The sequence below is a fragment of the Colwellia sp. MB02u-6 genome (assembly GCF_014077095.1).
Taxonomy (GTDB): domain Bacteria; phylum Pseudomonadota; class Gammaproteobacteria; order Enterobacterales; family Alteromonadaceae; genus Cognaticolwellia.
The window spans coordinates 400,823-413,275 of record NZ_JACGVG010000035.1 but is presented as its reverse complement, the minus strand read 5'-3'; the positions used below and the strand labels follow the sequence as shown (position 1 = coordinate 413,275).

At 38.8% G+C, this 12,453-nt stretch carries 10 protein-coding genes; 9 read left to right on the top strand and 1 reads right to left on the bottom strand.

What is annotated here, in order from left to right:
• The first annotated feature begins 7 nt into the window (after positions 1–7).
• The 9 genes from H4J46_RS11345 to H4J46_RS11305 all read left to right on the top strand — a co-directional run bounded on the left by H4J46_RS11345 (position 8) and on the right by H4J46_RS11305 (position 10,185).
• On the top strand, positions 8–430 hold the full coding sequence (locus tag H4J46_RS11345; protein ID WP_182233595.1) for a hypothetical protein: 423 nt from the start codon (positions 8–10) through the stop codon (positions 428–430).
• Between the two features lie 59 nt (positions 431–489).
• Positions 490–945 (top strand): hypothetical protein, encoded by a 456-nt coding sequence (locus H4J46_RS11340; RefSeq protein ID WP_182233594.1) that lies wholly within the window; start codon positions 490–492, stop codon positions 943–945.
• A gap of 63 nt (positions 946–1,008) precedes the next feature.
• A complete protein-coding gene (locus H4J46_RS11335; RefSeq protein WP_182233593.1) occupies positions 1,009–1,395 on the top strand; it encodes a hypothetical protein in 387 nt (128 codons plus the stop codon).
• Positions 1,396–1,602: 207 nt separating this feature from the next.
• Positions 1,603–4,242, top strand: a complete 2,640-nt coding sequence (locus tag H4J46_RS11330; protein WP_259365802.1) for a hypothetical protein — start codon at positions 1,603–1,605, stop codon at positions 4,240–4,242.
• 471 nt (positions 4,243–4,713) lie between these two features.
• Complete coding sequence (locus tag H4J46_RS11325) at positions 4,714–6,243, top strand: AMP-binding protein (RefSeq protein ID WP_182233592.1); 1,530 nt, start codon at positions 4,714–4,716, stop codon at positions 6,241–6,243.
• A 30-nt stretch (positions 6,244–6,273) separates the two neighbouring features.
• Entirely contained in the window at positions 6,274–7,179 is a 906-nt protein-coding gene (locus tag H4J46_RS11320) for a TauD/TfdA family dioxygenase (protein ID WP_182233591.1), read from the top strand.
• Between the two features lie 76 nt (positions 7,180–7,255).
• Positions 7,256–8,092 carry an SDR family oxidoreductase gene (locus tag H4J46_RS11315; RefSeq protein ID WP_220463003.1) on the top strand — a complete coding sequence of 279 codons (837 nt, stop codon included), beginning with the start codon at positions 7,256–7,258 and terminating at the stop codon, positions 8,090–8,092.
• Between the two features lie 594 nt (positions 8,093–8,686).
• Entirely contained in the window at positions 8,687–8,998 is a 312-nt protein-coding gene (locus tag H4J46_RS11310; protein ID WP_182233590.1) for a hypothetical protein, read from the top strand.
• A gap of 101 nt (positions 8,999–9,099) precedes the next feature.
• Positions 9,100–10,185: a M12 family metallopeptidase gene (locus H4J46_RS11305; RefSeq protein WP_182233589.1), complete on the top strand. Its 1,086-nt coding sequence runs from the start codon at positions 9,100–9,102 to the stop codon at positions 10,183–10,185.
• 1,580 nt (positions 10,186–11,765) lie between these two features.
• Here H4J46_RS11305 and H4J46_RS11300 read toward each other — a convergent pair.
• Positions 11,766–12,425 carry a tetratricopeptide repeat protein gene (locus tag H4J46_RS11300; RefSeq protein ID WP_182233588.1) on the bottom strand — a complete coding sequence of 220 codons (660 nt, stop codon included), beginning with the start codon at positions 12,423–12,425 and terminating at the stop codon, positions 11,766–11,768.
• Positions 12,426–12,453 lie beyond the last annotated feature (28 nt).

The following is a 12,453-nucleotide window of genomic DNA, read 5'->3' as shown; positions in this document are numbered from 1 at the left end:
GCTAAAAGTGCGTAAACTCGCTGTAATATTATTACTTTTTTCAAGCTACTTGGCCGCTGAAGAAGGGTCTTTTTATATCAATGGTGAGGCGGTTAAAAAAATATCGCTTTCGCTTGCTGTCACAAGTATTGATTTTGGCGATGTGTACCGTGATAGCGAGGTGGACAGTGTAGTGGTTGATTTTACGGTAAATGCCGAGAGTGGCTATGACTATAGCGTCAAAATAAGTAATGACGACAACAGTAATGTTTTACAAGTGTCGCGTACGGCCAACACCGGCTATACAACAAATACCATGACTTATGTAGCAACAGCAAACGGGGCTGACCAAGCCCATGAATTTTATGTAGACCTGAGTACCCGTGATATGAGCAGCGATTTGTCTGCAACAATTAGGGTATTGGTGGCCTACAACGACATCCCCGAATAGGCTGCCTTTAAGAAAAAAGGCCGTTTATTCATCATCAAAGCAACACAAGTGAGATAAAAATGAAAAAATTATTATTAGCAACATCAATACTAGCCTTCTCTTCAACAGCAATGGCTGCGAATACTTCTGATACCTTAGATGGTAAAGAAAGCGATACATTATCTGTTATTGCTCATTATGTAACACCCATTTCAGTCGCGTTAGATACAACAACAATCGACTTTGGCGATGTTTTCACTGACTCAGAGATTTCAACTGAAGCGGTTGTTGCTACAGTCGTCGGTGAAGCTGATGAAACATTTACTTACTCAGTTACAAGTGATGGTGACTTGGCTCTTTTAACTGGTGATACGACCGGTTCAACAGTAACTTTTGGCGATACAGGTACATCGAAAGCTCTTACTTTTAATGTTGGCCTAGATACTGGTAAGGTGACCGATGCTGATGTTAGTGAAGTTATTACCATTGCAGTAAATTATGATGCTATCGCAGATACAACTGTGACTAAAGCTTAATCATAAACTTAATCATTATTCAGGCAACTTAATAGTTGCCTTTTTTAACTTGGTTACCAAGCAATGAACAAGTTTTTATTTTTATTAGTGCTTATCTATACACCTTCGGTTTTTTCACTAGAGATTGTCGGCGTAAAAAATGCCCAATTGCAAGACCTCTATCTTTATAAAGGCAGCAGACTGAAGGTTTATCCTGAAGAGGGTGTACTTATCAGCGTTGAAGGCAAAGCCAATAAACAGGTGAAATTGCAGATCAAAACCAATGGGGTCGTGTATCTTACCCCAGGTGTCAGGATTGAAAACCTGCAGCCTAAACAAAAAATCATTACTTTAAATAAATATGGCGAAGGCGAATTTACAATTGGTTTTTCACTGCTGGGAGAAAAAAATATCAGCGGTAAACATAGCAAAAGAATTAAATACCAAGTTAACTATCTTGATGATGATTAAGTCTTTTAAATTCACTAAAAGCACTGAATATATTAGCCTAGCGAGACTCCAAGTAACCGTTGTTTAAATCAAAGCATTTTTTTTAATAACCTATAAGCGATCTTCCTTGCAAAAGTCACTCTACGACGCTAGCGCTTTTAATTACTACATTTTATGCCTTTTAACACCTGCGCTTTTGCAGCTTACATACCTTTTAGCGGCCTAAAAATGTTGCTTAAATTGCCTGATAGCCTAGTCATGTTTTTTTCGGCGATTCAAAAAGTGCCCACAGGCTTAATCAGTCCAGTTTTCCTCATGCTATACAGCTTGCTTTTTATTCATCCCACTTTCGCCAATACACAGGATGAGTATTTTGACGATATGATCACCCTCAAAGTTGGTCGCTACCTAAAGCAAGAGTTCTACGAGGTCAAAAGTGATTATGATGGCGGCATTTATATTGCAATCAAGGATTTTATAGCCTTTAGTGAATTGCGCGAATATAGCAAATTGTCCATTGAAGGTGAAAACATAAAACTCTTTATGGCAGCTAGTCTCTTTCCAGATAGCAAAGCAAGGTATATAACAAAAAAGCTTACTAATCTAAACACCATCATCATAGATGGCCAGATCTATTTGGACCCTCAGGGGATCAGTGAGCTGCTGCCTATTAAGGCGGTTCAGTGGCGGGCAAAAAGTTACACTTTAGTAATATCACCCGATTTTAGCCTACCCCTAGACTACCGGATTGCGGCACAAAGAAGAAAGCGAGGTATAGAAGAAGAGAAAAACAGTCAGTCTGCCACACCAGAAAAAGACTTCTTTATGCAAGAGGACAGAAAGCTCATCGATTTTGGTATGCTTAAGCTGCGCTATGACATTAATGATATAAGTAGCTACTTCAAAAATGGGGCAGAGCAAAACAAGGGAAATGTTGACCTTGAGTATAGTGCACAGCTGCTTTATGGTGATTTTAATATCAGGCATAGCCTTTATCCCAATAAAAATCTCGCTAATATTAGCCTAAAATATCCTTATATTTTACAGGATAAAACGCTCATTATTGGAGACAATTATATCCGTGGCAATAACCTGCTGGGCTACAATAGCAACATTCGTGGCTTATCCATTAGTGACAACGATTATACCGTGACGCGTTCCGGACAAAACGTCACCATTAGAGGAAGAGCAGCCACCAACGCCATGGTTGAAATTTATCAAAATGGTAAGGTCGCTGACTATCAGCGTATCGAGGGAGTCGAGTATGAATTTACCCTAGAAATGAGAAGTAAAAACGATGCCTTTACAATAAAGATATTCGACCGAAATGGTGTCTTACTAACAGAAGAAATTGTCAATATAATGCAGGGTAATGACTTTTTAAGCGCGGGAGAGTGGGACTACAACTTTTTCTATGGGCAAAATCCACAAGCAGAAAATAAGGCTTGGGATGATCGAACCTATGGGATTGCCTACGGTGTAAGCAATAACCTCAGTTATTACTTTGACTATTATAATACCCGCAATGAAGACACGCTCTATCAATATGCTAAGCATAAACTAGCATACCGTTTTTCAACTTTATTTGTCCCCTTAGTGGCTAACCTGTCTTATTATGACTCACTTGCAGACCCAAGTCAGGGCTATATTGGCGAATTGAGCAGTGAAATTTTTTCCCATAAATTATTCTATAGCTATGAGCGTTTTAGTCACCTATTGGCGCAAGATGAAAACAAAGACCGTTATCAACAAGTCGAGATTAGTGGCAATTATGGCCGAAGTGATTATTTTTTTAGGTTTTCAAATAAAACATATCAAGACCGTAGCGAAAGTATATATAACACCGGCGTAAGTTATGATGTTAACAAAGCACTGCGCATTAAAGCAGATCTGGGCAAAACGGTACAAAAACAGAGCGAGCAACAACATAACCACACAGTCAAAATAGGATTTGATTATAATGAAGGAGATTTTACCTATAATGTTGATGCTAACTATAACCAGCGCCGTGAGGCTAAATGGCAATATATCGCTAGGCTAAGGAAAAGACTAAATCAGCAGACAAACTTTGCCTATAGTGTTGAGGTAAATTATAACAAAAGTGATCATTTTACCCTCGGCATAACTTTTGAATATAAATTTAACGATTTTTTCAAGATAGACACGGGTTATGATAGTAACAGAGCTCAGCCGCACAAGGTCAGAGCGAGTTATGAAACCGTGATCAATATGAAAAAACCCTTTCTAACCAATCACGCCAAATATCCAGATAATGGTTATCTCGAAGGCAGCATTTTTGTTGATAAAAATGCCAATGGGGAAAAAGATATCGATGAAGAGCCGGTTGTGGGTGTCGGTGTTGCCATAGGTAAAAATAAAGTAAAAACCGACCACGCGGGCAGTTTTTATCTCAGCAACATATCACCCTATCGCAGTAACAAGCTGCATTATGATTATTCTGGTATTATGGTTGATCCAACACTAAGAGCGGATAGTGCTGAAGTTATCGAGCTGATCCCCGCATCTGGTAAAAAACTATCTGTCGGACTTGTCCCCTTATCCTTGGTTATGGGATCTATTTATTTACCAGAAATAGCCGCTAGCATAAGTAAAAAATTTTTTAGTTATGTTGAGATAGTTGTGGAAAAAAATGGTAATTACTATAGTAGCGTAAGCCCTGAGTATGACGGTTTTTTTGTTTTACAGGACTTAAAGCCAGGAAAATATAACCTAACAATAAATTACTTAGGCAGTGAAGAAATTACGCTTGCTAAAGATGTTCTGAGCATTAACGTGCTGCCTGGAGATACCGGAGATTTCTATGAAGGAATTGATTTTAAGGTCACAGCAATTAAAGCTAAAAAATAGACACACGCTTAGCCTAGAGCAAACAACACCAACCTAACCTAACCTAACCTAACCTAAAAAAACACTTTAAATCAATGCTTTAGTTAATTAACTATTTAATTATTACCTTTAAATAGACCTGATATAAGGCAAATATTAGCACTGGACAACCTAGTATTAAAACGTTAAATATTTACCATTATGCATAGGATAGAATCAATATTACTGCTGCATAGGAGTTAACTGAATAACGCGCTTAGCCAGCAAACGCCCGTCACAGAACTAGATAATTAACAGCCCCTTTTGCACTTGTTGGACTTGTTGGACTTACCTGCGAAGCCAATAGCTAGCAATACATAAAGCGCATAAAACCCAAAGTATAATTTTACTCTTTATGTTGAGAAATTTATCTCACGCTTAAGACTGCGTTAAGGTTTGTTATAGATACTTGCTTTAATCAAATCCTAATGGATTCATTAAAAAGGAAGTATTATGCAAAAGCTGTTTCAAGTATTACGCTCGCGCGCTGATTTTTTTCCTCATCAAACGGCTTTAGTTACCGATGTGGGTGATCATCAAGACCTCATTTCTAATCAGCAATTATGGCAAAAAATAGCGAGTGTAGCCGCGGCTTTTACCCAAGCAAAAGTGCAGTGCCTTGGGCTGTATATGGATAACTGCTCAGAGTGGATTATCTGTGATTTGGCTGCCGCTAGCTTAGGCATTACCTTGGTGCCCATTCCACTATTTTTTACGCCAGCCCAAGTTGGACATTTAGCGAAAAGTGCACAACTAGACGCCATTATAACCAAGCAAGCTTTAACACTGGCACTTAGCACTAACGAGCACTTAGGTTTTACTGCTGCGAATAACGCCGCAGCTAAGCTTTTACCACTTACTGACACCCTGCTATTGCCTCTATCGGGCGATTACCGCTTTGATGGTGAAACTCAGGCGATTAACGATATCAATGCCGTGACTAAAATTACTTATACCTCAGGCTCTACCGGAGCGCCTAAAGGGGTTTGTTTATCCAGTGCGAACATTGCGGCTGTGTGTGAAGGCATTGAAGCCTCAATGGTTCAACTGCCCGTATCAGATCATTTATGCGTTATGCCGTTAGCGACATTATTAGAGAATATTGCTGGGGTATATATGTGCCTACTTCGAGGTGGCGCGGTAATAACAGCGCCATTAGCCACGCTAGGTTTTGTCTCTAATGTTGAATTCGATATAGAAAAATTAGTCAACAAAATTGCTTTGCATCAGGTTGGCAGCGTTATTTTATTACCACAAATATTAAAATACTTAGTGCATGCAGCAAATACAGAAGTTTTAGCTCAATGCGCCAGCTTACAGTTTATCGCGCTTGGTGGAGGAAAAACATCGCCAATTATTTTGCAACAAGCCATAGCTCTTGGGCTACCTGTTTATGAAGGCTATGGTTTATCAGAGTGTTGTTCGGTGGTCAGCCTTAATTTACTCCAACAAAATAAAATAGGTAGTGTTGGTAAAGCACTACCTCATGTACAGGTCAGTATTGCTGCCGATGGCGAGATCATTATTGATGGTCAGGCAATGCTAGGGTATTTAGGTGAATTAAAGCCAGTACCTGAACAAATTCATACCGGTGATTTAGGCTATATCGATGCTGATGGTTTCATCTATGTGTCAGGTAGAAAAAAGAACACTATTGTCAGTAGTTTTGGTCGTAACATTGCTCCTGAATGGGTGGAGGCTAGCTTAACCTCGTCGTCGACTATTGCGCAAGTAGCGGTTTTTGGCGAAGCGCGTCCTACTTTGTCAGCGGTAGTGGTTGCCAGTAATAAAAATATGCTCGCGATACAAAACGCTATTGATGAGTGTAATAAAAGCTTACCCGATTATGCGAAAATTCATCATTGGTTGCTAGCTGATGTCCCTTTTAGTACTCAGTCCAATACGCTTACCAGTAACGGACGTATAAAAAGAGAAAATATTGCATTGGTCTATGAAGACAAACTTGCTGCACTTTATTCATGATTTAACCGTATTTATTATTAGGACATCAGTATGAAAAATATTATTTCGGCTACCACCAACACAGCGCTAAATGAACTTGAAGTGGTTAACCAAGCTAAACAAAAGTTAAATGATAACGGCTGGGTATTACTGCGTGGGTTTGATGCTAGCTTGCCAAAATTTAGTGAATTATTAAAACAGTTTTGTCATGAGCTAACCTTTGATCCCGCACGTGAATTTGCTGATAAATCTAGCCAAAAAGTTAATGCGGGTATAGCTGCTGTAGGTTTACATATAGAAAATGGTAATACGCCTTTCCCACCTAACTTGGTAGCTTTTTATAGTGAAAAAAGCGCTAAACAGGGTTCTCAAACGACCTTGTGCGACGGCGCTGAACTTTTTCAAAATATGTCGGCACAGTTACAACAAGCATGGCAGCAAACGGTAACTGTTTCACGACGTTTACCTTCCCACCTTTGGCGCCAGTATGTGGTTAATCAACACCCAAAAGTTAACTGTCTGGCTGAGGTGACTGAAAAACATTTAGCTGATTTTATCGCAATTAATCAACATCAAAGCGGGAAAATAAACCCTGATGATAGTTTAGATTACGCATTAGATATTCAGCCTTGTTTACCCATTAAGCGCCTTGCTAACCAAGAAGTGGGCAAAGCAGTGTTCAAAATAAAAAGCCAAACTGAGCAATTCGCCTTTGCCAACGCACTGTTAGGGCCGTCTTTTAATTATGAAAAACCCAATTATAGCTTTGCTAATGGTCAGCCAGTGAGTGAAGAGTTAATGAAAAAAACCGCTGAGCTTGCTGAAAAATATACTCAAGAAATTCAGTGGCAAGATGGCGATATAGTTCTTATTAACAATAAACGCGTATTGCATGGTCGCAGAGCTATTACTGGCAACTTAAGCGACAGAGCACTTTTTATTGGCATGGGTTACTAAGCCTTAATTTTTTACAAAACACGTTAAATAATATTTTTAGCTCATGTTATAAACCGCATGACCAGAGGCTCTGCAAATGACCAATAAATTCAGCAACACCATGACCAATAATAATATTTTACTTACTGGCGCAACCGGAGGCATTGGGCAAGCGTTTAGCCGACTATTGTTTAGCTCTGGCGCTAATTTGGTGTTAGTCGGTCGCAATCAAGCGAAACTAGCGCAATTAAAAGCCGAATTATTGGCTGCCAATCCAGAGGTCAAAAACTCAGTGGTTACCTTTGTAGTAGACATTTTACAGCCAGCACAACGTGCTCACTTAATTGCACAATTAGCTTTATTGCCATTTGAAGTTAATGTATTGATCAACAATGCTGGGGTAAGTCAATTTAAGTTATTTGAACAAGCTAGCGAAAGTGACATAAGTGATATTATTACCACTAACACTATCGCCCCCATGCAATTAACCCAAGGGTTATTACCCTTACTTAAACAGTGTAAAAAAGCACAAATAATCAATATTGGCTCTACTTATGGCAGCATAGGTTTTCCTGGCTATACGGCTTATTGTGCCAGTAAATTTGCTTTAAGAGGCTTTAGCCAAACCTTATCAAGAGAACTAGCTGATAGTAATATCCGAGTTAAATATCTTGCACCACGCGCCACTCAAACGAGTTTAAATAGTAGTGAGGTAGAGAAATTAAATGCTGAACTAAATAGCGCTGTCGATTCAGCCGAAACTGTGGCTAAAGCATTACTCACCTTGATCATGCAATCAAGTGAAGAGCGCTACATAGGTTGGCCAGAAAAGCTTTTTGTTCGCATCAACCAATTATTTCCCTCACTTGTTAGTCAATCAATTATAAAACAATTACCTATTATAAAAAAATATGCCAATAGTAGTTCAGTGTGATTTTTCTCTAACTTTAGCCTTAATGTAGTAGTCGAAGAAAGTGGGAAACCTCTACATGAAGATGAAAACACTAAATAAGAAAAATCAACTAACATTGGCAGCTGACCATGCTATGCGCTAAGTACAAGCCAGCTATTGGTCGCTCTTTAGGTCAACTGAACGCTAAAATTAAACCTTAGATTTAATGTATTTAATGATTAGCTGTATTAGAGTTAATCATTACTTTCTGTGTTTTATAGTGGCCTCTAGCCACTCGTTAATTCTAACGTCTGCTTCATGGCTTAAAGCTGCCTATTCGAACCCATCTGAGAACACTAGCGATGCCACCAAATTGAGCGTTTTGATAAAGCTATATTATTAAATATTGTAAGGTCTACTACTGACTAATCTTCTACAAAAATACTTGTTACTAAGTTGATCGCAGTTAAATTCTTGTGATTTATTTACCTTTTCCTACTAGATAAATATTGAGCAATAGATTTAACTCACTAACTCCACTGCTTAAAAAATAGTCTATAATATTTAACTATTAGCCTTGTTTGAGCCTAGGCACTAATAACACACTATTATCTGATAACAGTTAAGGACAAAATCATGGAAGGTTGGGTTGCCATTATTATTTCATTAACAAGCTTGATTATTTCTATTTTCTTTGCGGTTAAGAGCATGAAGAGTAGTGCTAAATCTAATGATCTTAGCGAAAGTCAAAAAACTGCGGCGCTGATTTCTATCCTAGCGCCCGCCTGCAAAGAGCCTGAACAATGGAAATTATTCATTGAATATCTTGCCAAGAATAATCGCTTGCCAAATTTCACGCCCGAAGATGAGTTTTTCCTGTCGAATATCCTTAATCGGCTGCAAATTAAAGCTGATATTTACGAGGGTAAGTTAAGGGTGGATGTATGACAACAACTAACATAAGCACAACCAAAGTAGTTAGTGCCTGAAAAAATCTCCTCGGGAAGTTTGTAGTCTGTGGACTAATTAACAGTAAAGGGAGTTTTAAAATGGATACCACATCTAAAGTAAAGCATGACTGTAGTGATGAGCATAAAGCTCTGAACTGTTCACTTCCAGAAGTTCAAGACCGCGATCTTAGCCATATAACCGATGGTAATCGAGCCCGACTGATATCCCTGATGTCTAATATGTGGGTAAATGGAACAGAATTAACTTACTTCTTCTTCAAAGAGCCTGCGCAGTGGCGCGGCGGTAGTACTCAGGAACAGGCTGTAAAAGAAGCTTTTGATACATGGAAAAAACTCGGCATGGGTTTAAATTTCCGAGAAGTAAACTCCGCGGATAATGCCACGATAAAAATAGGTTTCGATCAATCTGACGGATCATGGTCATATGTTGGCAGAGACTGTATTAAATATGCGGATGACCCTAGTAAGCGCACCGTTAATTTTGGCTGGGATTTAACTACCACCTATGGCAGAGATACCGCCTTACATGAACTAGGTCATGTACTCGGTTTCCCTCACGAACATCAGAACCCTCGCGCGGGGATTGTTTGGGATGAAGAAAAAGTCTATGCCAGCCTTAGCGCGCCGCCAAATAATTGGTCAAGAGAGCAAACTCACTGGAATATCATCCGTAAAATACCAGCCAATACAGTTGATGGTTCGGATTGGGATAAAAATTCCATCATGCATTATCAATTTGCCGCTGGTCTTATCAAAGAACCCACCGAATATAAAGATAAGGCTCTTATTCCAGAAAGTGGCCTTTCAGACCTTGATATAAAAACTATTCGGTTGTTATACCCACCACAAGAAAAGCAATTCCCTGAACTTCGTGCCTTTGAATCTCAACGCTTCACCATTGTTGCTGGAGAACAAGTAGATTTCATTATTAAGCCAACAATTAGCAGAAAGCATACCCTCCAGACATTTGGGCAAATGGATACCGTCATGGTGCTATTCGAAATAAGAGATGGGGTACAGGAATACATGGAAGGGGATGATGATAGCGGCTACGACTATAACGCAAAGATCAGGGTTCGCTTACATAAAGGCCGCGAGTATATCGTTCGGACACGATTATATTTTGCTGAATCTCAAGGCCATGGCTCCATCATGATTTACTAAGAGCGTACCGATTAGAAGTATCCGATATGATCCTGGACGACTTGCCGCAAAAGGTTAATGTAGTGGCTCAGTAAATATGGCAACTTATTTAGGGTTAAATGAGCAATACTTTATAAAGCGACTTGTGTGTGCCCCCACAGTGAGATGGAGCTAACCGTCATTATTGCCACCAAAAGAACCTTGGCAGCGGAACATCATCATCTTGGTTAAGGTAATCACCTAAGGATCACTCATGCCACAAAGCCGTCTTAATTCGTCAGTTAAAATCATACTGTCTAATGAGCGCTTTGATACGATAGCTAACCTTAGCTCATATTGATCTAACGGCGATTGCTCCGACAAAGCGGGCATTATCAATATTCGTTTAGATTATAAGTGTTTTAATAAACAGTCGACTAATAATATTATTTTCAGTGAGAGATCCTTATTGCAAATTAGTAATCAAAGCCTCCGGGGTCATACGTTAAGAACTTCGTGATAAAAAAGTTTCATGTTGAGCTGTTTTTATAACGCTTGTGTAAAAAGTAGGGAGAACAAGTCACCGCACCTCCTCAGTAATTACGTTCATCTCCTTTTCGGATACCTTCACCAATAAAATAATTTAAATTTAGACTGAAAAAAGGAATATTGTTACTGTCTTCTTTAGTGTTTTTGTGAACGATTATTGGGATGATTTTTAAGTCAAAGTTTTAGTCCACTTTGTGTTAAAAGTTTCGTTACACACGATAAAATTGATCTTAGCTATTAGCGTTTAAAAGTCATAGTGTTGAACCAATAGATAATGGCACTTTGCAGTCATGCCTATAAAATCACCTGAATAACCGCTTGGGTGCTGGAGTTCAAGTGGCAAAGCAGACCTATTTATTAAGATAAGTTCAGGTCTAAATGAAGTTGGCGTTGTGGTATTAGTGATCGTTAAAACCATTAGACTGATGACCGTTGTGTCAGATTAGTTGCCGGTCGATAAACAAGAACTAACGTCAGCTTTTATATTAAAACGTTCTATGCTCAAGTCGATTTTACGACTAGAAAAGGGTCTGTTGTGTGATAGCGAAGCTCGTCTAAATGCCGGTAAACGGCTATATATTTTATGAAATATATTACTGAAATATTGTTGCCAGTTTCCAACTATAGTTAACTTCGAAAAATATACTAGGGCGAGCTAATTAATCACGATGATAGATCATTGACTATTTCGTTTCCCACTTTGTTTATAAAAGCCTACTTAAGCTTAACGGCATAAATAGGCTACATTGAAAAATGTGTTTCTAGCTTTATTTGGCTTCTACACTTAATACAAACTAGCATTTCGCGATACGTCAACAGTTCATTGACTCATAAGCTGGTAAGCCATTACTTTGCAACATATTATCTCCTTGTTCCTCGCCCTGAAGGTCCATCGCAGCACTTATGTTGTACAGGCATATTTTACATGGCTGTTAGTTATTCGGGTAATGCTGGAGCAACTTATGAGACGCTGAAGCGTCGCCATGGCATTAGCGCCTCTCACTTATCTTGCATAAAAAAAAGCTTGAAAGCATTGTTTTTCAAGCGGTTAAAATCATGTTTAGCGATTAGAATTAATGTTTTGCTATACTTTCATTCACTTTGGCAAGTAAAACTAACACTTCTTGCTGTCTAAATTTATCAGCACTGGCTCGGTTAACGCGCTGTGGAGCCGCTTGTGCTAATAATAAGTGCTCTTTTGCTTTTTCATACTGGTCTTGTTCAAGATAAAATTCAGCTAAAAAATAGTTAATATCAATCCCCGTAGGATTCATTTTTACAGCGGCTTTAAGATGTTGTTCAGATTTGTCGTTATCACCAAAACTAAGTGGCCAGCCAGGTACTTTAAGGTAAAGAATACCTAAACTGGTGTGAGCAGAGCCTTGTAAGGCGGTTTCATCCAGAGATAAAGCCTTTTCAAAAGCACTTTTAGCATCATCGGCTAAAGAAAGTGCTCCCAAGCCACCTTTTGCCCCCGCAAAACTAGATTGTACAATACCATGCCAAATCCAAGCTTCGGCATGGTTAGGGAATTCAACCGTTAGTTTTTTTGATGCTTGTTGTAACTCGGTAAAATCGTTTTTTTGTGCCTTTTGAGTTTTAACATAATTAGCTTCTACCCACTGTTGCTGTAAAGTGAGTAGTGCGTCATCAAAATTAAGCTCACTGATATTATTGGCGTAAACGTTACTTACAAGACAATAAAGGAGTGTCAATAATGTGAATTTTTTCATGGTAATACCTTTTTATTAATCATATAAA

Coding starts and splice junctions, on each gene's coding strand:
- H4J46_RS11340 (WP_182233594.1), top strand. CDS start 490: ATGAAAAAATTATTATTAGCAACATCAATACTAGCCTTCTCTTCAACA.
- H4J46_RS11335 (WP_182233593.1), top strand. CDS start 1,009: ATGAACAAGTTTTTATTTTTATTAGTGCTTATCTATACACCTTCGGTT.
- H4J46_RS11330 (WP_259365802.1), top strand. CDS start 1,603: ATGTTGCTTAAATTGCCTGATAGCCTAGTCATGTTTTTTTCGGCGATT.
- H4J46_RS11325 (WP_182233592.1), top strand. CDS start 4,714: ATGCAAAAGCTGTTTCAAGTATTACGCTCGCGCGCTGATTTTTTTCCT.
- H4J46_RS11320 (WP_182233591.1), top strand. CDS start 6,274: ATGAAAAATATTATTTCGGCTACCACCAACACAGCGCTAAATGAACTT.
- H4J46_RS11315 (WP_220463003.1), top strand. CDS start 7,256: ATGACCAATAAATTCAGCAACACCATGACCAATAATAATATTTTACTT.
- H4J46_RS11310 (WP_182233590.1), top strand. CDS start 8,687: ATGGAAGGTTGGGTTGCCATTATTATTTCATTAACAAGCTTGATTATT.
- H4J46_RS11305 (WP_182233589.1), top strand. CDS start 9,100: ATGGATACCACATCTAAAGTAAAGCATGACTGTAGTGATGAGCATAAA.
- H4J46_RS11300 (WP_182233588.1), bottom strand. CDS start 12,425: ATGAAAAAATTCACATTATTGACACTCCTTTATTGTCTTGTAAGTAAC.